General features: G+C 47.2%; 17 protein-coding genes. 12 read left to right on the forward strand and 5 right to left on the reverse strand.

The features are described from left to right. Positions 1-52: 52 nt before the first annotated feature. Positions 53-1,978 (reverse strand): PfkB family carbohydrate kinase, encoded by a 1,926-nt coding sequence (locus tag D3P09_RS16010; protein WP_120111964.1) that lies wholly within the window; start codon positions 1,976-1,978, stop codon positions 53-55. A 217-nt stretch (positions 1,979-2,195) separates the two neighbouring features. Between D3P09_RS16010 and D3P09_RS16015 the strand changes: the two genes are divergently transcribed. From D3P09_RS16015 to rbsK, 7 genes are read left to right on the forward strand one after another with little or no spacing between them, the layout of a single operon-like run. Continuing rightward, a complete protein-coding gene (locus D3P09_RS16015) occupies positions 2,196-2,828 on the forward strand; it encodes an ECF transporter S component (RefSeq protein WP_120111966.1) in 633 nt (210 codons plus the stop codon). A 13-nt stretch (positions 2,829-2,841) separates the two neighbouring features. Beyond that, entirely contained in the window at positions 2,842-3,606 is a 765-nt protein-coding gene (locus D3P09_RS16020) for an energy-coupling factor transporter transmembrane component T (RefSeq protein ID WP_120111968.1), read from the forward strand. A 30-nt stretch (positions 3,607-3,636) separates the two neighbouring features. Next, positions 3,637-4,515, forward strand: coding sequence for an energy-coupling factor ABC transporter ATP-binding protein (locus D3P09_RS16025; protein ID WP_120111970.1), 879 nt, complete (start codon positions 3,637-3,639; stop codon positions 4,513-4,515). Continuing rightward, positions 4,484-5,296, forward strand: coding sequence for an energy-coupling factor ABC transporter ATP-binding protein (locus D3P09_RS16030; RefSeq protein WP_120111972.1), 813 nt, complete (start codon positions 4,484-4,486; stop codon positions 5,294-5,296). The genes D3P09_RS16025 and D3P09_RS16030 overlap by 32 nt, the downstream gene beginning before the upstream one ends. Before the next feature lie 17 nt (positions 5,297-5,313). Further along, positions 5,314-6,744, forward strand: coding sequence for an MFS transporter (locus D3P09_RS16035; RefSeq protein WP_207892504.1), 1,431 nt, complete (start codon positions 5,314-5,316; stop codon positions 6,742-6,744). An 18-nt stretch (positions 6,745-6,762) separates the two neighbouring features. After that, positions 6,763-7,710, forward strand: coding sequence for a nucleoside hydrolase (locus tag D3P09_RS16040; protein ID WP_120111976.1), 948 nt, complete (start codon positions 6,763-6,765; stop codon positions 7,708-7,710). Positions 7,711-7,754: 44 nt separating this feature from the next. After that, the gene (gene rbsK / locus D3P09_RS16045; protein WP_120111978.1) at positions 7,755-8,693 is read left to right on the forward strand and encodes a ribokinase; all 939 of its coding nucleotides are present in this window, start codon (positions 7,755-7,757) and stop codon (positions 8,691-8,693) included. On the opposite strand, the gene D3P09_RS16050 is transcribed toward rbsK, so the two are convergent. Then, positions 8,642-9,100 (reverse strand): hypothetical protein, encoded by a 459-nt coding sequence (locus D3P09_RS16050; protein WP_120111980.1) that lies wholly within the window; start codon positions 9,098-9,100, stop codon positions 8,642-8,644. The genes rbsK and D3P09_RS16050 overlap by 52 nt on opposite strands. Between D3P09_RS16050 and D3P09_RS27400 the strand changes: the two genes are divergently transcribed. The 4 genes from D3P09_RS27400 to D3P09_RS16065 all read left to right on the forward strand — a co-directional run bounded on the left by D3P09_RS27400 (position 9,100) and on the right by D3P09_RS16065 (position 13,595). Beyond that, the gene (locus D3P09_RS27400) at positions 9,100-9,471 is read left to right on the forward strand and encodes a hypothetical protein (RefSeq protein ID WP_133305016.1); all 372 of its coding nucleotides are present in this window, start codon (positions 9,100-9,102) and stop codon (positions 9,469-9,471) included. The two genes, D3P09_RS16050 and D3P09_RS27400, sit on opposite strands and share 1 nt — an antisense overlap. Before the next feature lie 80 nt (positions 9,472-9,551). Continuing rightward, positions 9,552-11,513, forward strand: a complete 1,962-nt coding sequence (locus tag D3P09_RS16055; protein ID WP_120111982.1) for an AraC family transcriptional regulator — start codon at positions 9,552-9,554, stop codon at positions 11,511-11,513. Positions 11,514-11,590: 77 nt separating this feature from the next. Continuing rightward, positions 11,591-12,601 (forward strand): FecCD family ABC transporter permease, encoded by a 1,011-nt coding sequence (locus tag D3P09_RS16060; RefSeq protein ID WP_120111984.1) that lies wholly within the window; start codon positions 11,591-11,593, stop codon positions 12,599-12,601. After that, on the forward strand, positions 12,594-13,595 hold the full coding sequence (locus D3P09_RS16065; protein ID WP_243644222.1) for a FecCD family ABC transporter permease: 1,002 nt from the start codon (positions 12,594-12,596) through the stop codon (positions 13,593-13,595). The genes D3P09_RS16060 and D3P09_RS16065 overlap by 8 nt, the downstream gene beginning before the upstream one ends. 56 nt (positions 13,596-13,651) lie before the next feature. On the opposite strand, the gene D3P09_RS16070 is transcribed toward D3P09_RS16065, so the two are convergent. Together D3P09_RS16070 and D3P09_RS16075 are read right to left on the reverse strand one after the other, a co-directional pair. Next, a complete protein-coding gene (locus tag D3P09_RS16070) occupies positions 13,652-14,443 on the reverse strand; it encodes a hypothetical protein (RefSeq protein ID WP_120111985.1) in 792 nt (263 codons plus the stop codon). After that, positions 14,421-14,975, reverse strand: a complete 555-nt coding sequence (locus tag D3P09_RS16075) for an RNA polymerase sigma factor (protein ID WP_120111988.1) — start codon at positions 14,973-14,975, stop codon at positions 14,421-14,423. The genes D3P09_RS16070 and D3P09_RS16075 overlap by 23 nt, the downstream gene beginning before the upstream one ends. 426 nt (positions 14,976-15,401) lie before the next feature. Between D3P09_RS16075 and D3P09_RS16080 the strand changes: the two genes are divergently transcribed. Next, positions 15,402-15,884 carry a YfbM family protein gene (locus tag D3P09_RS16080; protein WP_243644224.1) on the forward strand — a complete coding sequence of 161 codons (483 nt, stop codon included), beginning with the start codon at positions 15,402-15,404 and terminating at the stop codon, positions 15,882-15,884. Positions 15,885-15,938: 54 nt separating this feature from the next. On the opposite strand, the gene D3P09_RS16085 is transcribed toward D3P09_RS16080, so the two are convergent. After that, positions 15,939-21,044, reverse strand: coding sequence for an S-layer homology domain-containing protein (locus D3P09_RS16085; RefSeq protein ID WP_165867464.1), 5,106 nt, complete (start codon positions 21,042-21,044; stop codon positions 15,939-15,941). Between the last annotated feature and the right edge of the window lie 434 nt (positions 21,045-21,478).

Raw genomic sequence — 21,478 nt, forward strand, 5'->3', positions numbered from 1 at the left:
TGTGCTGTTCGGAGGAACAGCAAGAGCGGCTTTCTCGTCACCCATACAACATCTAGGCTAGGCTGCCGTCTCCAGTTTCTAGATGTGAGACCAATAACTTGGGATCCTTCTTCGCAATATAGCTCTCTAGAGTAACCCGATCAGCCAATGAATTGATGACTCCATCGCGGGAAACTGAAAAACCAGCGGCATAGGTAGCGATTTGAATCGCATCCTCCAAAGAGCAGCCTCTTAGCAGATAGGATGCTAACGCACTAATGAATGCGTCACTTGCACCCGTGCTATCGACAGCCGAAAACTCCGATGCAGGAAAATATCTTTCAACATTTGTTGTCTTTAAATAACATCCTTTTTTCCCTAATGTTACAATGACATTTTTAACCCCTTTAGATAGAAGAAAATCCGCTTTTTGTTCTATAGAATCGAATTGCGGGCACAACTCCAAGAGCTCGTCTTCATTCGGAATCAAATAATCGATTTTTTTCAAGATCGTATCTGGAATGATCTTTGAAGCTGAAGGTTTGAGAATGATGGATAATCCCTCATTTTTTGCAATGGAGCAGGCCTTTTCAACAGTCTTGAACGGGATTTCGGTTTGAATCAAACAAAATTCAGCATCGGAAAATAATCCTGTCTGTTGTTCTATTTTTATGGGTGAAAGATCCGCATTTGCTCCTGGAAGGACGGATATCATAGAATCTCCGCTCGATTCGACAAAAATGTATGCCTGGCCTGTTTCAGTATCACTTGAACGTGTGATTCCGATCGTACTGACACCATTTTTCTCTAACTCTTGGAAGATGCTATTGGATTCCATATCTGAGCCTAAGCATCCAATCAGCCTGACCCGGTGTCCAAGCTTTGCCGTTCCTACTGCTTGGTTGAACCCTTTTCCACCAGGAAGTTTTGTAAAGCTGGATATAAAATTCGTTGCACCATTGTGAGGCAGTTGAGGAGAGTAGAGAAAAGTATCCATATTTATACTTCCAACAACTAGGATTTTCGGTTTCCCGCCCTCATCTGGCAAACCTAAAGTGTTGGTGTTGTCCAATACCATTTTTTCCTCATAAGGTTTTATGGCATCAGCTCCAGCTATTGTGTTGATCAGCACATTGCAAATATAGGCGCCAAAATTAGAATTATTGATGGTTACGGTCGATATCGTCTTTTGATCCGCAACTAAAGAGTAGTCATAGTCATTTTGTATGGAAAGCAAGGAGTAATCCTTTGGCGATTTCAAACCGCTCTGGATAGCTAAATTATAGAGCTCAATGGACTTATATAAATGCGAGGAAATAAATCCTGAAATTTGTCCTCCAATGATAAAGTCATTAATGGTTTCATCAAGCGATGAAAGCACCATAGATTCATGGAATTTGAGATTACTGTCAAAAAGCGCATGCTTATATCCCTCTATAAAAGCATTCTTTCTGTGCCCTTCCCCAACTATACATGCAATCTTCCTATGTTTCTTTTCAATCAACTGTTTGGTAAGGAAGTACGCTGCCAGCTTATAAGGCAATTCCAAAGAATTAGCTTCTCCACCCCCTCCGACTAATACAACGGGAATGTCTGAAGAATTAAAATGAATGCGATTTTTTAAGCTTTCTTCATTTACCGGTTCCCAGATAACCCCATCCACTTGCTTCGTAATGAGTGAAGTCATGTTCTTTAACTCTTGGTCCAAATCTCCGCAGCTATTTAAAATCAATGGACTATATCCCTTGCGTTGGGCTTCGTTGATAATTCCGTTTAGCATCGAGTCCGTCGAAACGGTTGAATTTATCAAAACCCCTATTATTCCAGTAGAAGTCGCTTTGTTAATACTAGAGGAATAAGGAGTGTAGTTGTATTCATGGACGATCTTTAATACTCGTTCACGAGTATCTTTACTAATGCTGTGATCTTTTTTATTCACAATTTTGGAAACGGTAGAAACCGAAACTCCCGCCAATTTGGCGATATCTTTGATGTTCATAGCCTTCTCCCCTCTTCGTATTTTTGAAATCCGGCAAGCATCTGCATCAAGATTTTAGCTTGTCCTTTTCATTCTACAATAAATTAGAACGGATAGATTGGATAAATAATCTAGTTGACATTTCAATTTATCGATGATAGTCTCTGGTTACAGGAAAGCGTTTTCCGAAAGCGATTTCTTAAATGATTATATTACATTTTTTAAGAGAAGGGCTACTATGAGACAATCTTTTTTTCGAAGGTTTCTTCAGACTCAATTTTCCACAAAAGCGCTGGTTTTGATACCAATCGCTGTAGGGATAAATTTAATCGGAGGCACCTTATCCTCAACCTTAAAGCTGCCGCTTTTTCTGGATATGATCGGAACGGTCTTGATTGCATGTCTTGCAGGCCCTTGGGTCGCCGCACTTTGTGGATTGGCAACCAATTTATTCTTATCCATCGTCACAAATCCAGTTTTTCTTCCATTTGCAATTGTAAGCGTTTTATGCGGATTGGTAACGGGCTACATGGTCAAAGCCGGCCTCTTTAAGAATGGGTTTGGTGTCGTGATCACTTGGTTGGCCTGTACTTTAACTAATGCAATAAGCGCAGCTTTGATTACGATTTTTGTTTATGGCGGCGCTACAGGGATTAATAGCAGCTCCCTCTTTACAGCAGCCTTGATCGCAACTACAAAAGAAATCATGCTTTCGGTATTTTCAACTTCGATACTCGAAAATCTCATCGACAAAGGGATTGTATTTCTAATCGCTTACTGGTTAGTAAAGAAAATCCCACGACGCTTTTCAAGTCAGTACGCTCCGCTGGACAAGGATTATTTACTACTTAAAAGCCGCAAAGGGTCATGAAGGTGATGGAACAATGGAAACGATCGACAACTCTATAGCTGTTCTAGTTAGAAATATAAATCCGATCACGAAGCTGCTTATCGTATTTTGTTTAGGAATTGGCTGTCTCATTTATCCGCTGCCCTTTGTTGGATACGGAATATTATGCTTGCTTGTCATACTGGGTATTTTGATCGGGCAAGGAAAACAGGTATTAAAGCTGATTGCTGGTTTTGGCATTCCGGTAACGCTAATGCTGCTTTTTATCCAAGGCTTATATAGTCCTAAAAATATAACCATGATTGCCGACTTCGGTTTTGCACAAATGGGACTAGAGGGCACGATGTACGCATTAAAGATTTCATCAACGCTTTTAATATTTTTAGCCGCATTCTATCTAATGCTGCAAACAACCAAAAATTCAGAGACTGTAGCCGCCTTAACACAGTCGGGGCTGAATACGAAAATTGGATATTTAATTTTGGCAAGCCTTAATGTAGTTCCTCAAATGCAGAGAAAAGTCAAAGTTATTCAAGAAGCGCAAGAATCACGCGGGGTTGAAATCTCAGGCTCATTCATACAACGGGCGAAAGCATTTTTGCCGCTTATCGGGCCGGTTGTTCTCTCCTCTCTGACAGACGCTCAGGAAAGAGGAATGACACTCGAGATCCGGGGTTTTGGAATCAATGGAGACAAACCGACGAGCTATATAAAGGTTGAAACTACAAGCTTGGACATTGTCCTGAGAATAATTGCAATTTGTTTCTTAATCTCGAGTTTGATCCCAAGACTCCTCTGAACAATTGGAAAAAGAGAGGAAGTGAAAAGGTTGACGAGCACATTAATACAAGTCAGTCATTTCTCTTATCGTTACAACCAAGAATCAGAAGTTGCTTTAAAGAATGTCCATTTGGAAGTTGCAGCAGGTGAATTTGTTGCCATGATTGGCGCGAATGGTTCAGGAAAATCCACCTTATGCAATGCCTTAGTCGGGCTGATTCCTAATTATTTTGTTGGATATAGTGAAGGGAGGATAACAGTAGATGGCAAAGATACGGCTTCCGTGAGTGTCGGTGAACTTTCGCAAACGATTGGGCTTGTATTTCAGAACCCGTTTAATCAGCTGTCTTATACGGCAGATACTGTTGCTGAAGAATTAGCATACGGGCTTGGCAATCGCGGGGTCCCCAGGGACGAGATGTTCAGCAAGATAAAGAAAATAGCCGAGCTGATGCAGATCGATGAATTATTGGATAAAAACCCCCTTGAGCTGTCCGGAGGCCAGGTTCAAAGAGTCGCATTGGCATCAGCCATTATTCTGGAACCAAAAATTCTCGTCTTGGATGAGTGTACAACACAGTTGGACCCTATAGGCAGTGAGCAAATCATGGATATTATTAAAAAGTTAAATGAAAGCGGTATCACTATTGTAATGGTAGATCATGACATGGAAAGGGTTGCTGAGCTGGCAGATAAAGTATACGTCTTGCAGCATGGCTCGATTGTTCTGGGAGGCACGCCAGAGGAAGTATTTTGTTCACCTCAGCTAGCAGAGTTCTCAGTAAGCCCGCCTGATTATTATGAGATAACCAAGAACGTTATCCAACCTGGCTATAGGGAAAAAGATTTTGCCTTAACAGAAAGCCAAGCGATTGCATTATTACAGGAGGTTCTCTATGAAGATAGAAATCAAGAACCTCAAGCATAAATATCCTTCTGGAGGTGAGGCCCTCAGAGGAATAAATACTGCTTTTGAGGGAAGTGACCCTATAGCCATAATCGGCCAAAATGGAGCCGGCAAAACGACTTTTGCCAAGCATCTCAACGGTTTATTGCGGCCTACCGAGGGGCAAATCCTGATAGATGGCGAGAGCATCCATGAACACACGACTGCCTATTGGTCAAAGTATATCGGCTATGTGTTTCAAAATCCCGATAATCAGCTTTTTCTAGAAACGGTAAGAAAAGAATTTGAATTTGGACCTAAGCAGCTAGGCGTGCCGAGACATGAAATTAACGACCGCATTGACTTTGTCTCAGAATTGGTTGGACTCAAGCATCGGCTTTCCACACATCCCTTTGATCTCAATGCCACTGAGAAAAAGTTTTGTACGATTGGTTCCATACTCATGATGGACCCCAAAGTCATCATTTTGGATGAGCCCACTTGCGGCCAGGATGTTGAAGGCAATCAAAGATTAACTGAAATCATCACCTATCTTAAGAACAATGATCGGCTTTGTATCACGATTACTCATGATATGAAATTTGTAGTTCGTAACTTCGATCAGATTGTCGTGATGGCAAAAGGCCAGATATTGATGTCTGGCAGTAAAAATCTTGTATTTTCTGATACCAAAACATTGTTAGAGAGCTACGTTACTCCGCCGCCTATCACCCGTGTAGGACAGGCGTTGGGGCTTAAAGATATCTCTTTCAGCAAAGAAGAGTTTATCGATCATTTCACAAGAAGATTACATCAGAGATGAAGGCGAGGACAAATGAAATGGAGAAAGTAATTGGTGTTCCTGTACCCAAGGAAGGGACAGAAGAATTCGAGCGAATGAATAAAATGGCCAAGAGGGCCATTCCGCTGGTTTTATTGATTTTTACATTAGGTATTTTGGAACAACAAGCGTTTGGCATGATTTTTGTTAATATTGGCGAACAGCTAGGCGTACCCAACTTATCTTCGTTAATTACTTCAATTCCCGGTATTGTATTGGGCATCGTATGTGTTATTTATGGTGCATTAGGTGATTTTGTTTCACTGAAGAAAATGACCCTTTTGGGCATAATTCTTTTTGTTGCAGGTTCAGCGATTGGGTTTATTTTTGGGCCAAGCAGCATTTGGGCAGTCGTTATTGCTCGCGTATTGCAGTCTGCAGGCGGTCAGGTGGCAGGCTCCGTATTCCTGGTACTTGTCTCTAAATATATTAAAAAAGTAAATCGCGTAATTTACTACGGTATTTTCGTTGCTGTTTTCCGCTTTTCTGCTGCACTAGGCGTAGTAGCTGCCGGATATATCACCAACATCGACTGGCGCTGGCTTTTTGCAGTACCTTTGATTGCTATACTGTTCATCCCTTCTTTATTAAAAAATCTGCCGAACGAACGCGCTAAGGGCGCAAATATCGATTGGGCCGGATTTACACTTATTGGCGCTTTCGCCGCCGCAATGACCATGTTCTTTACAGATATGAATCTGTTCTGGGCTATCTCCTCGGTCGTTACTTTGATATTGTTCCTTGTCTACATCAACAAAGCTAAGAATCCATTTATTACGCCTAAGTTCTTGAAGAACCCGGCTTTTGTCGCAACGATGACGGTTATCTTCATTGGTTACTTTTTCAGCTATACCCTCAATGCGGGTGTGAATGCTATCGGATTGAACGTATTTGGCATTGACTCCGCTCAAGTTTCCTTGCTCTTAGTTTGGTCCATTCTTCTGGCGGCTGTACTGGGATTCGTGTCTGGTCCAGTTGTGAAGAGGATTGGCCGCTCCGCTTCCATCATTATGGCTTTAACATTCATGGGGCTTGGATTGCTTGCAGTTGCGTTCCTCATTCCTTACGGCAAGGTTCTGGCTTTGGCTGTAGCGCCATGCATTTATTACTTTGGCACCTCCTTCCTCTATTCGCCAATCGTGGATACCGCAACGCTAACCGTAACGCCCGAAGAATCAGGCCGTGTACTTGGTGTGAATGACCTGGTTCAAGCCATTACTGGCTCTGTAGGTGTAGCTGTATTTGTGGGAATGATGTCATCAGGTGTGATGAGCGGAGGAAGTATGGCTGGTACAGATGCTGGACAAGCATCCACCTATGCCAATGTGTTCATGGTTGGCGGCGGCGTTATATTCTTAGCATTGGTCATTTTCCTCTTCACCAAAAAAATGATTTATGCGCATGCTGAAAAAATCCAACAAAAAAACTGATTTACGGAGGAGATAAATATGACAAAAAAAGTGATTTTGGATTGTGATCCCGGACATGACGATGCACTGGCTTTATTGATGGCTATCGCCTCTGAAAAAATCGATTTACTTGCCGTAACTACCTCTGCGGGCAATCAAGTTCCCGAAAAAACATACGTAAACGCTAAAAGATTGTTAACCTTGGCAAAAAGCGAACATATTCCAGTAGCAAGAGGCGCTTCAAAGCCTTTGCGCCGAAATTTGATTATTGCGGATGATGTTCATGGAGAGTCAGGAATCGATGGTGCAGAATTGCCTGAATCTGCTATTCAGGATCTTGATATCTCTGCGAATGAATTGATCGCCAAAATATTAAGAGAATCAGAGGAGAAGGTTACGCTTATTGCGACAGGACCTTTAACCAATATCGCTATTTTCCTGTTGTCACATCCTGAGCTGAAAGAAAAAATTGAAATGATCTCATTCATGGGCGGTGCATGCTTCGGAGGAAACATCACTCCCCATGCCGAGTTCAACATCTATGTTGATCCGGAAGCTGCAGATATTGTTGTGAAATCAGGAGTTCCTGTCGCGATGTTCGGATTGGACGTTACGTTAAAAGCTCAATTGTTTGAACATGACATCAAGGAAATTAGAGAAGTCGGAAATGATGTTGCACGAACAATGGCTGACTTATTGGATTTCTTCAACTTAACAACAACTCGTCCATTCTGGGCAGATGAGGATCATGTTGAAGGCATTCATATGCACGACCCTTGTGCCGTTGCGTATATCATTGATCCCGATATGTTCACTGTCTATCCGATGAATGTACAAGTGGAGACGAGTGAATCACTGGCACTGGGCAGCACAGTTGTTGATTATGACAATGTGTATAAAAAAGAGAAAAATGTCTTGGTGGCGTTTAATCTTGATTTAGCTAAATTCAAAAAATTGACTATGGATACGATTAAGTATTTTTCCTAAAACAAAATCTGTTAAAGGGCGGTATTAAGTGGAGACGAGAAGATATGAATAAGATTACAGTAGTTGGCAGCATTAATTTTGATACCACTGTAAGAACAGAGCATCTGCCCAAACCAGGCGAAACCGTTCATTCCAAAGAAATGTTTACGAATGGCGGCGGCAAAGGCGCTAATCAAGCGATTGCTGCCGCCAGAAATGGCGGGCAAGTCAGCTTCATCGGCGCAATAGGCAATGATGAAACAGGACAAGCATTGCTTGGATTGCTCGATCGAGACCATATCAATACTGCAGGTGTCAGAAAACTAGATACAACAAGAACAGGCAGCGCTTATGTCATGGTCAACGATGAAGGCGAGAACAGCATTATCATTTATGGCGGCGCCAATCAAGCGATTGCAGACGAACATATCGAGGAGATGCGCGGCTTAATCGCTGAGAGCGACTATGTCATCGCTCAATTTGAAACCAATTTATCCAGCATCGAAAGAAGCTTTGAAATCGCGAAACAATATCAGGTTACAACGATCCTAAATCCGGCGCCTGCGAGAGCAACTATTCCTGAACGGATTATTCAATTGACCGATATATTGATTCCTAACGAAACGGAGTTAGAAACCATCTCCGGACAACCCATTACGAATCAACAAGAGTTGATTGCTGCAACACAAAAGGTACATGAGATGGGGATTCAAACCGTAATTGTTACTTTGGGGAGCAAAGGCGCGTTCTATTCCTTTGACGATGGACGTACGGGCTTTGTGCCAGCATTCAACGTCAAGGCAGTGGACACTACGGCTGCCGGGGATACATTTATTGGAGCGCTGGCTACCAAACTTACTGCTGATTTCAGCAATATCAACGAAGCAATTGTCTATGGATGCAAAGCTGCATCGTTAACCGTTCAAAGATATGGAGCACAGCAATCTATCCCCTACGAATCTGAAATTAACCTGTCTGAATCAAGCAGCTTAGTGACAGAGTAACTAAAAATGCTGAGTTGTAAGTTGATGAAGAAGCCTTCAAAACCGAAGCAGCCTCCTAAACCGAAGCAGCCTCCTAAACCACCGCAAAAGTGGGTTTGGAGGCTTTTGTCTTGCTTGGGATCTTGCCTAGAGTAGAACTGCAAGATCATAAATGACCTTTGTGACAGCTCCTGTTTATCTGATTTTATGAGGCGGGAGCTATAATTGGCAGCTGCGGGCAGCTCTATGCCGAGTTTCTCGGCTTGCAGCTCTCGTTGCCGCTCGGCAGCACGCTCTATGCCGAGTTTCTCGGCTTGCAGCCCCATTGCCGTTCGGCGGCCGCTCTCTAGGCCGAGTTTCTCGGCTTGCAGCCCTCGTTGCCGCTCGGCGGCATGCTCTAAACCGAGTTTCTCGGCTTGCAGCCCCATTGCCGCTCGGCGGCACGCGCTATGCCGAGTTTCTCGGCTTGCAGCTCTCGTTGCCGCTCGGCAGCACGCTGTATGCCGAGTTTCTCGGCTTGCAGGTCTCGTTGCCGCTCGGCAGCACGCTCTATGCCGAGTTTCTCGGCTTGCAGCTCAGCTTTCCTCTCCGCTCACAAGAGACTGTCCCAAAAGATATGGTTAGTTGGCTAGGGTTTGAACAGTATGTGACCCAACGAATTCGCTTTTGGGACAATCCCTGTTGTAACGTGAGCCGCACTCTAGAGTGGAACCCTCAATGGACAATGGGGGTTGGCGAGCGCCTGCCATTCTCTACTCCCCCCCATAAACATCCCAATATGACAAATTCACTATTTTAATTGAGAATGATTATCATTTATAATGAGTGGTAGTTTATTATTGCTACGCTGATACATTTAGAAGGGAATGAATTCGCTCAATGAAGATGAGTGATCACCTGTTGCTATGGAATCAAGCCTCGATCAAAGTGATAGATGTTCGCCGCACTGTCATGGAGCCGGGAGAGATGCTGCGATCCTATCGACTGCCTTCCAGCACCTTTATTTATACGATTCGCGGTAGCGCTCAGGTGTCGATGGATGGAAACGCAAGCTTCGTAGACCGGTTTCATGTGCTGCATGGCGGCAAAGGGATGTGCCTGGATATTGCGGCCCAGCATTTTTTTGAATATTATATGATTTTTTATAAATCGGTTCTGGCCTTGCCTGCACGCCAGCCATTGGTGAAGCTGATGGAGATGAACAATCCGTTCCAATTGCAATTGAGCTTTGCCCCGGATTATCCAATCCCCCTGTACCACCAGGTTGAACGAATGGAGAAGGAATGGCTGCAGCCGAGCCTGATGGAGAAATTGCATATAAAAGTTCTATTCTATCAATTTGTATATGAGCTGTTGAATCAAATGAGCCGGCAAGGCATTCAAGGCAAGAAGGTCGATCTTGTCTCGCAAGCGATGCGCTACCTTCAGGAGAATTACGCGGACCGGGTCACACTGGACGAGCTTGCCGAGCTGCTCGATTGCAGCGTGAGCTACTTGTCGCGCAAGTTCAAGCAGACCGTTGGGAAGAGCCCTATCGACTACATGATCGCGCTTCGTATTGACAAGGCCAAGGAGCTATTGCTGAACACGGATGCTACATTGCAAGAAATTGCGGAGAGCGTTGGCTTTTCGGATGACAGTTATTTCAATCGGATGTTCAAAAAGCATGTGGGCCTCTCGCTAGGCCAATTCAAAGTAAAGGTTCAAAATAATCCTGCTGATCGTTCAAGATATGCAATTGTCCCACACAGACTCAGACGTTATATTGGTAATGGTTATGAAAATCATTATCATTACAAGAAAGTGGGAAGATCACCTATGTACAGCGGAAAAAGAACACCGATGGCTGCTTCATTATTGCTTTGTTTCATTTTGTTGCTGAGCGCTTGCTCAACGGGGACATCCAATACAAATTCGGCAAATGGCGGCTCTAATCCAGTGAGCGCCAATGTCTCGACTTCGACGCCCGCTCCTACGGATGCGGCATCAACTGAGGCTCCTCGCGTTATCAAGCATGCGATGGGAGAAACAACGCTGACAGGCACGCCTGAGCGTGTTGTTATTCTTACGAACGAAGGTACGGAGGCGCTGCTTGCCGTAGGCATTACACCGATCGGTGCTGTCCAATCCTGGATTGGCGACCCATGGTATGACCATATCAAGGATGAAATGCAGGAAGTTACAGCAGTCGGCGACGAGCTGCAGCCGAATATCGAGATGATCGCCAGCCTGAAGCCGGACCTGATTATCGGGAATAAGGTCAGACAGGAGAAGATATACGAGCAATTGAATCAGATCGCTCCAACCGTATTTGCGGAGGACCTGGGCGGAGATTGGAAAGTCAACTTCAAGCTGTACATGGATGCTGTCAATAAGACTGAAGAGGGCGACAAGGCTATGGCAGAGTTTGACAAGCGCGTGGCCGAGGTAAAATCCAAGATTGGCGACAAAGCGAATACCAAGGTTTCGGTGGCACGCTTCTCGGCTTCTCAGGTCCGGATCTACCAGAAGCAGACGTTCTCTGGCGTACTCTTGAACGATCTTGGCTTCGCACGTCCGGAATCGCAGGATAAGGATTCCTTCATTGAGGTTATGACGAAAGAAACCATTCCTAGCATGGATGGCGACGTCTTGTTCTACTTTGTTACAGAGGCTGCCGGCAAGACGGACGCTGCCAAAGTAGTCGAAGAATGGATGAATGATCCACTATTCAAAAAACTGAATGTCGTGCAAAACAATAAAGTCGTCCAAGTGGATGAAGCCATCTGGAATACGGCAGGCGGCTACAAAGCTGCAAACCTGCTGCTCGATGAGATTGTGGCTTATTTCGACATCAAGTAATTCGGCATAGAAAGACGCAGGGCTGACGTCGTGATTACATGACGTCAGCTTATTTATGATGAAGGGAATGAATCCATATGGCTTTTGGGCTGCACAGCCGCAGGAGGAAGCAGGCGGGGCTCGTTATTGGCTTGCTTCTGCTGCTTGCCGGCATGCTTGCCAGTATTTTGTACGGCATCCATTCCTTCGAGATTAGAGATGTATGGCTGGCCTACACCCAATTCGACGGTTCCGACGCTCATATTATCATTACGAACACACGGATGCCTCGTGCGCTTATCGCGGCAGCGGTAGGAGGAAGCCTCGCTATGGCGGGAGCTATTATGCAGGTGCTGACCAGGAATCCGCTTGCCTCCCCTTCCATATTCGGCATTAATGCAGGAGCCGTGTTATTTATCGTGATTGCGCTGGCCCTTCTCGGTTCATCCCTAACGATGAGCGGAATGGTATGGATTGCCTTGGCTGGAGCAGCAGTCACCTCGCTGATCGTGTTCACGCTTGGCTTTCAGGGAAGAAGCGGTTTTGAGCCGATCAGGCTCACACTGGCCGGCGCATCCATCGCGGCTTTTGCCTCGTCTATCACCTCCGGCATTATGCTGGTGAACAAGCAATCGCTTGAGGCCGCCTTGTTCTGGATGATAGGTTCAGTTGCCGACAGGAAAATGGATCATCTGATTATTGTACTGCCCTATCTCGTTATCGGCTGGATATTGTCGCTGCTGCTGTCAGGCTCTCTTAATGTGATGGCACTCGGCGATGACAGCGCCAAGAGTCTGGGCCAGCGGATGCTGCTTATCCGGGGACTCTCCGTGATTGCCGTTGTATTCCTGGCAGGCAGCTCAGTCGCCACCGCTGGCCCTATCGCCTTCATCGGCTTAATCGTGCCGCATCTTTGCCGCTATCTGGTGGGCAACGACTACCGCTGGCTTCTGCCCTACTGTGCATTAACGGGCGGCCTTCTGCTCGTATGCGCGGATCTCGCTTCGCGATTCATCCTTATGCCGAAGGAAGTTCCGGTCGGTGTAGCGACCGCTCTTATCGGCGTGCCATTCCTGATCCATGTGGCTAGAAGGAGGCAGCATGCATAAAAGAAAAACGCAAGGCGCCGTTATGATCATAGCTGGCTTTAGTCTTGCCATGGTGGCATTAACTGTTGTCTGCTTGTCTTTTGGCGGGACGAACATCCCTTTCAGGGAAACCCTTCTGTCACTTGTCGGCCAGAATGAAGAAGCAAGCGACTTGATCATTATACAGTTCCGTCTGCCGCGCATCCTTGCCGCCATATTGATCGGAGCTGCTCTGGCCGTTGCCGGCGCAGTGCTCCAGGGCGTCATTCGCAATCCGCTGGCCTCCCCCGATCTGCTGGGCGTAACGGGAGGAGCTTCGGTAGCTGTTGTCGCATTCATGACCCTGCTGACTGGTTACAGCATTCACTGGATACCGGCCATCGCTGTTGCCGGTGCGTTTCTGACCGCTTTGATCAACTATGTATTAGCTTGGAAAAAGGGGATTTCTCCCTTTAGACTAGTCTTAATCGGCATCGGCATATCTACCGCGATGGGCGCGTTGACCATGTTTTTACTTATCAGCGGCCCCGCTTACCTGGCCGCGCAGGTTCTGAACTGGATGACGGGAAGCATCTACGGGACGAATTGGAGTTACATCGAGGTGCTTTGGCCGTGGGTCGCCATATTTATCCCCCTATCCTTCCTTTATGCCAAAGAGCTTAATGTGCAATCACTGGGAGAATCGACTGCGGTCGGGCTTGGGAGCAGGCTTCAGCTTAGCCGGATGATCTTGTTGTTCTACAGCGTCGCGCTCGCGGGAGCAGCTGTCGGCGTTGCCGGCATGATCTCATTTATCGGATTATTGGCGCCGCATATGGCAAGAAGGCTTGTCGGCCATTCGTATAAGCTGATTATCCCCTTATCGGCAGTGCTTGGCGCCATGATCTTGTTGCTCGCGGATCTAGCCGGGCGCATGCTCTTCCTGCCGCTCGATATCCCTGCGGGCGTCTTCACTGCCGGGATCGGCGCGCCTTTCTTTATGTACCTGCTGTTTAAACGGAACGCTGCGAGATGAGGCATCTGCTTATATTGAATCACGAATAGGGCACTTCGAAGTGCCCTATTCGTTATTCAATTCTTCACGTATGTCTTTGCTAGTGCTATCAAATCGTCCTTCGCCATATCTCCCCAAAGCTCTAAGGTGATAACATTATGGTCGGCCGTTTTATAGCTTACTAATAATCGATTCTCAATATCGCCAGCACTAAACATAGCCAGTATATCATCCGTAACTTCAACATATTCCCATGAAGCTCCAAAGTTCAATTCCAGAGTCTTGCTTGGATCTTTCACAGTATCCGCCATATGGCCATCAAGATCTTGTTTGACCATAACCTCCGATTGTTTCCATCGAAATATATCGAAAAACCCGCCAAGATACCATTCATCTATTGTCTTCATACGATAATCAGGATCTTTCGGGATGACACCAAACGATTGAACAAGTGTAAATTTGCTGTCTTGCGGTCTTAATAGCGGAAACGGAAATTGAACCGATGCTTCATCTGCCGATATTTTCTCCCAAATAGTCGAGGACTCCGCTAAATATGTCTCAAACTTATCCTTAAAGGAAAGCTCATCCTTATCAGCAGGAATGAGTATACTCTCGCCCCTATCACTGATATTAATTTGGATTCCATTCCAATTGGTTTTGAGGAGAGCAGCAGCGCTTACCGATGCGGTAGAAATAACGAGTACGGCACAAATCGCGGCCCAGATGGGGCTCATTCTGAACCACTGCCGTTTTTGATTGCCCTGAAAGGAAAGTACTTCTTGCATCACTTTACCGGATATCTCGACCTCAGGTATCTTGGTCTCTTTCATTTGGTGAATTAATTGGTCAATATTCAAATTGCTGTCCATACCGGGTACCCTCCAATTGGTTTCGATTTCTTATTAACTTTCCCTTAATGCGCTCGAACCGCTTTCGCACTGTAGCAGAGCTAATACCCAAAATAGCTGAAATTTCTTGAAAAGGCCGATCTTCAAGGACTCGCAATGCCAGAATTTCCTTCTCTGCCGCGGTCAGCCCTTCAAGCAGTTGCAGTTGTACATCGGCCTTATCGGAAAATGTCTGTTCGGCACTCTTCTCGTTACCCTCGTTCCTAAATAACGGCATCAAAAGGAGCCATTTATTTTTCCTTTTGAGCAATGTCCTGCAATGATTCGATGCAATCTTGTACAACCATGCCAAAAGCAACTCGTCACTTTCATGCCGATAGCTTGCCAAATTCCGATAAGCCTTAAAAAACACTTCTTGCGCTGCGTCCTCTGCCTCCTGCCGATTGGCAAGCATGAAATAGCAAAATGAAAATATCTTTCTCTCAAAATGACGAACAATCATTTCAAATTCATCGAGATTTCCGTTCAGTACCTGATCGATATGCCTCCTCATCTCCTAATAGAGTCCTCCTTTCTTCTTTCAATTTTTGTCCGCTCATCATGTATAACTATCCAAGCGCCCCCCCTGTGACCGACTCGCAAAATTATTGATCCGCCACACCCTAAGTCTCTTCTATTTTTTATACTACCCCTTGTTCCTCCAATATAAAAAGAGTTCAGGCGTATTTACCTGAAGCAAACAGGAGCGAATAAATGAAAGCTGGTCATCCTACATCTCCTCACCTTGGCTTATTCATAAGCTTCCGTTCGTTTTCTAGGGCTTTAGACCAGTATTATAGCTGTGCAATTTACTTGATAAAATGTATTAGATTTGACACTTATGTCCAAGGTTCCTTGAAACACATAATTCCAAGATGTTACATTTAGATCATGCAATATAGTCACGACTAATAATGGAAGGAAGGCTGACAACATGGGAATGCGCGGTTATTACTTTACTTTGGATGACAACCTGGTGCAGCAAATCGCTGCAGGCGACATTGCATTGAAGAGTTTAAAAATAGACAACTATCCCGGACTTAGCATCGATAGAGCCTGGGAGGCGATTCACTACTTGCTCTGTGGAGTTATTTCCGATGGTGAGCCCCCTCTCGGGTATATTGTTCCGCTGACGTCTGACAAAGGCATCGATTTTGGCTCATTCGGAGCATTTTCATTGCGCGCCGAACAAGTAGCAGAAGCGCTGCAGGCTATGTCCCAGCTGGATGAAGCACAGCTCCGCTTGCGATTTGATTTCCCCGTCATGCTCAGGGAAGAAGTATATCCTCTTGAGCCCGGCATTGTCTCAGAAGAGGATGCGGACGAGTTCTTCGCCTACATCTTGCAGCATTTTAACGAAATCCGGCGGTTCTTCAGCCAAGCTGCAGCCGAGGGCAAAGGTCTCATCTTCTATATTTACTGATCAAAAAAGACCTGGAATCCCATTAGGTTCCAGGTCTTTCTCTGAGTAATGACATTAAATCAGATCGGATTTGCGAAGCAGCCGCTGGATAACCGTCGCAACCTCGGCTCTTGTAATATAAGCCTTCGGCGCGAGTTGAATGGCGCTTCTTCCCATGATGATGCCTGCTTGAATGCTATCCGCGCTGCTGCTCCGCGCCCAATCGGACACAGCGGCTGCATCTGCAAACGGATCAAGCAGCGATTCAGCCGACGGCACCGAAAGCTTGGCGCTTAGACCGGTAATCTTCATCGCCTTGACGACGATGACCATTGCCTGCTCCCTTGTAATCTTGTCGTTCGGGCGGAACGTCCCGTCGCCGAAGCCGTCAATCAATTGGTATGCGACTGCTGTACTGATCGCTGTATTATACCAATCGGTCCCATGGACATCTGTGAAAGGAGCGGCTTCTTTGCTCGGTTTGAGCCCCAAGCCGCGGACGATAATCGCTACAAATTCAGCGCGGGTAATGTCGCGATTGGGACTAAACTTGCCGTTGCCGGTGCCGCTCGCAACCATGCGGGAACCCATGTCGTTCACCGCATCCTTCGCCCAATGCTTCTCGACATCACTGAATTCAAGCGGATGCCACACGACTGAGTACGTGCTGTTGGTCAAGCTATTGATCACGGCGTAATATCTGCCGTCGATCACTGTGATCTTGGTCGGCACATGGCGAGATGTGCCATCCGGGTCGACTACGACACCAGTCGTAATCTTGTTATGATCGACGCCATCCGGAATGGCAATAGCGCGTTCAACATATACGCTGAAGGTTGAAATTTCTACCGTCTTGTCGCCATAGGTACCCTTGACGATAAAGTCCATCGCTGGCATTACAGGCGTAAAGCTTCCCTTCGTTGCCGATTGCTCGACGATCTTCGCCATATCGGCCGGTGTTGAGCCAAATTGAAGCTCTACGGTAATGTCCTGCAGCGATACATTCGTTCCGAATTGCTTCGACAACTCATTCATGTTGATCTGAACGGAAGGCACCGTGTATATTGCACGATCGGTCTTCACAACAAGAGTAGCTTGCAGGTCCTCCATCTCTTGGATCAGCTCACCATTAAGCTGAGCCACCACTATATCGGAATTGGTTTTCACCGGAACTGTCACGACTGCGCCAAATCCTTCAGCCGCAAGCTTGTCCTCGATCTTTTTTTGATCAACGATGATGATCATCGCCGACTGACCGTTAATAGTAGTGGGCTTTGCTATGCCTGCATTTTCGGCTTTGCCATTAACCAAAACAATGACGCCAGTTTCAGACTCGCTTGAATCGATAGGTTCTGAAGGATTCTGCGGCGTCGACGGAGTCGAGCCGCCATTCCTAACGGTTACAACTATCGTTTTGGTATCCGTCGCTCCGGCAATATCTACCCACGCCGTACCGTTCCACGTTTGCTTCTGGAACGTTGCTGTCACTGTATAGGTTCCAGCGGACGAAGGCCTGTAAGCAGCCGTGTATTTGCCGTTATTACCCTTCGTGAACGTCCCCGTCTTGCCGCTCTCTGTCGAGCTCCAGCTTACCGGCAAGTAACGCTCGTCACCGGCAAATGCTCCGTCCTCCGACTCCCTGTCGCCAACAGCTGTCAGCGTGGCTGCTGTGCCCGGCGTTACGCTGCTCGGGCTTGCGCCCACAATGTTGTTGTCCGGGTTCGCTTCCGTCGATTCCGTTACAGCCGTGACCGTCATCTGTGTCGTCTTCGTATTCGTCGCTCCGGCGACCGCCACCCAGGCGGTGCCATTCCAGGTTTCCTTCTGGAAGATCGCGGTTACCGTATAGCTTCCAGCGGCGGAAGGCTTGTAAGCAGCCGAATACTTGCCGTTATTGTCCTTCGTGAACGTACCCAGCTTGCCGCTCTCGGTAGAATTCCAGCTTACCGGCACGTAGCGCTCGTCACCAGCAAGCTCTCCATCCGCCGATTGACGGTCGCCCTCAGCCGTCAGAGTAACTGTTGCGCCTGGCTTTACGCTACTCGGGCTTGCGTTGACACTATTGTTGTCCGCGTCCGCTTCCGTCGGTTCTTCAGGCTCCGGTGCCGCCGTGACCGTCACTGTAGTCGTCTTTGTATTTGACGCTCCGGTGACTGACACCCACGCCGTACCATTCCAGGTTTGCATCTGGAACGTTGCCGTAACCGTGTAGGTTCCAGGGGCGGAAGGCGTATACGCTGAGGTGTACTTGCCATCATTATCCTTAGTGAAATTACCAATCTTGCCGCTTTCCGTCGAGCTCCAGCTTACCGGCACGTAACGCTCGTCACCATCAAGCTCTCCATCCGCCGATTGACGGTCGCCCTCAGCCGTCAGAGTAACTGTTGCGCCTGGCTTTACGCTGCTCGGGCTTGCGCTGACACTGTTGTTGTCCGCGTCCGCTTCCGTCGGTTCTTCAGGCTCCGGTGCCGCCGTGACCGTCACTGTGGTCGTCTTTGTATTCGACGCTCCGGTGACTGACACCCACGCCGTACCATTCCAAGCTTGCATCTGGAACGTTGCCGTGACCGTGTAGGTTCCAGGGGCGGAAGGCGTATACGCTGAGGTGTACTTGCCATCATTATCCTTAGTGAAATTACCAATCTTGCCGCTTTCCGTCGAGCTCCAGCTTACCGGCACGTAACGCTCGTCACCAGCAAGCTCTCCATCCGCCGATTGACGGTCTCCTGAAGCTGTCAGCGTGACCGCTGTACCCGCTGTTACGCTGCTTGGGCTCGCGCTGACACTGTTGTTGTCCGCGTCCGCTTCCGTCGGTTCTTCAGGCTCCGGTGCCGCCGTGACCGTCACTGTGGTCGTCTTTGTATTCGACGCACCGGTGACTGACACCCACGCTGTGCCATTCCAAGTTTGCATCTGGAACGTTGCCGTGACCGTGTAGGTTCCAGCGGCGGAAGGCGTATACGTCGACGTGTACTTATCGTTATTATCTTTCGCGAACGTACCTGTCTTGCCGCTTTCCGTCGAGCTCCAGCTTACCGGCACGTAACGTTCGTCACCGTCCAATGTGCCATCCGCCGATTGACGATCCCCCTCAGCCGTCAGCGAAACCGCTGTACCCGCTGTTACGCTGCTCGGGCTCGCGCTGACACTGTTGTTGTCCGCGTCCGCTTCCGTCGGTTCCGGTATCGCGGTTACCGTCACCGTAGTCATCTTCGTATCCGTCGCATCGGCAACCGCTACCCATGAAATACCATTCCAAGCTTGCTTCTGGAATAGCGCCGTGATTGTATAGCTTCCAGCTGCCGAAGTCATATAGTCGGATGTGTATTTGCCGTTATTGTCCTTCGTGAACGTCCCCATCTTTCCGCTCTCCGTCGAGCTCCAGCTTACCGGCATATAGCGTTCGTAACCAACAAATGCTCCGTCCGCCGATTGCCGGTCGCCTACAGCCGTCAGTGTGACTGTTGCTCCAGCTATCACGCTGCCCGGGTTCGCGCTGACACTGTTATTGCCCGCGTTCGCTTCCGGGGCTTCTGGTGCAGCCGTTGCCGTCACCGTTGCCGTCTTCATATCCGTCGCTCCGCTAACATCGCTCCACGCCGTACCGTCCCACTTTTGCAATTGGAATGTCGCCGTTACTGTATAGGTGCCCGCAGAAGCAGGCGTATAATCGGATATGTAGCTGCCGTTATTGTCCTTCGTAAACGTACCCGCCTTGCCGTTCTCCGTCGAGCTCCAGCCTACCGGCACGTAGCGTTCGTCACCCTCCAATACGCCTTCCGCCGATTGACGGTCACCCTCAGCCGTCAGCGTAACCGCTATACCTGCTGTTACGCTGCTAGGGTTCGCGCTGACACTGTTGTTGCCGGGGCTGGCTTCCGTCGGTTCCGTCGGGACCGTTACCGTTACCGTTGTCGGTTTCATATCCGTTCCGGTATAGTACCATATGCCATCAAAAAGCATTTCCTTGTGGAAAGTTGCTGTTACATCATAACTGCCCGCCGCCGAAGGCGTATAAGCAGACGTGTAGTTGCCGTTGCTGTCCTTCGTGAATGTTCCTGACTTCCCGTTCTCCTCCGATGTCCAGCTTATCGGAACAAACCGTTCATCATAGGTGTTTCCGGTACTTGCTTCCTCACGGTCGCCTTTGGCCGTGAGCGTCACTGAGCCCCCTAACGAAACTTCGCTCGGACTTGCCGTCAAGCTGTTATTGTCAGGGTTTGCAGTTTTTGCAGGAGGCCGATTTACTGTCAAAGCCGGGAGGGGAGACGTCGCCAAAGATTCTTCATATTGATCGTTCCAGCGGCCGTCATACCACCTTTGCAGCATAAACTTAACATCGATTTCAAAGCGCCCTTGATTTCCAGGAGCATACTGGGCGGTGTAACTGCCATCATCGTCAAGTGTGAAGGAGCCTGTCTTTCCAAGTTCAGTGGACGACCATGTTGTCGGTATATAGCGTGTGTCCCAATGATAGTACGTACTGCCCGGAGGGCTGTCTCCTTCCGCTGTCAGAGTGACTGCCTCGCCTACATTAATAGTCGTTGAGCTCAAAGTAAGCTTGTTTTTGAATTTATCTGCCTCGAAAGACTCAACAATTACACCTAATAACTTGGAGAGGTCGCGTCCATTTTTAACTTCTTTCCATTCTTTTGAATATCCATTGTACTCCAACTCCTTGAATATAACCGTCACAGTAAAAACTCCACTGCTTGAAGGCGTGTATACAGAAGTGTACCTGTTCTCGCTATCCAAGGCAAAAGAACCCTCCGGATTGCCAGATTCCGAGGATCTCCATTTGTCCGGAATAATCTTCTGATCGCCATGTCCGACTCCTTCTTCGAACTGCCGTACTCCTTCAGCAACTACCGTGAAAGACGAACCGCTGTTGATTGTCGTAGAAGGCTCGACCAAAGCCCGAATCTGATCTGAAGGAGCAAGCACTGGCCATGGAGATACCAAAAAATGAGTTGTTTTAATATCAACAACGTCGGTATCCACCCAAACGCTGCCGTCCCATACTTGTTTTTTGAAATAATAGTTCAAATCAAACAATCCCAAGGTAGTACTTGTGGTAAACCATAATACCCCGCGGTTTTCTTTGTTTGAAATGCCCCCATTATAGTCCGTTTCCCAATAATCAAAGATATATCTCTCATCTCCGATCACTTCCGGAGCCATATCTTCTCTATCTCCAACTACGTTTCCATTTCCTATCCGAATATTGCCATTAGGGGGATATGATTGTACGGAAAGATCCTGATAAATATTGCGGCTGGGATCCGCCAAGGTCGGCGAGGCTGCCATTGCCTTCTGTCCGCCAACAACAAAATCAGGCAAAAGCAAAGCCAACACAAGAAATCCCGCAAAAAATCCTTTTAATACTCTTATCCTCTTTCGAGTCATCTTCTAGTCTCCTTCGCAGCATATTGTGAACTCGAACTGCCGTTTCTTGTAAATCTATCAATGAGACTCGATCCTCATTAGATAGGCACCCGCATCATTGTACATCTCGAGAATAAACATAAAATAAACAAGAGTAACCTCCATACAATATGGAATACATTTGATTATTTAACATTTTGATGGACTCGAAAATAAAGCTTTGATCTCCT

The organism is Paenibacillus pinisoli (assembly GCF_003605435.1).
GTDB classification, from domain to species: domain Bacteria; phylum Bacillota; class Bacilli; order Paenibacillales; family Paenibacillaceae; genus Pristimantibacillus; species Pristimantibacillus pinisoli.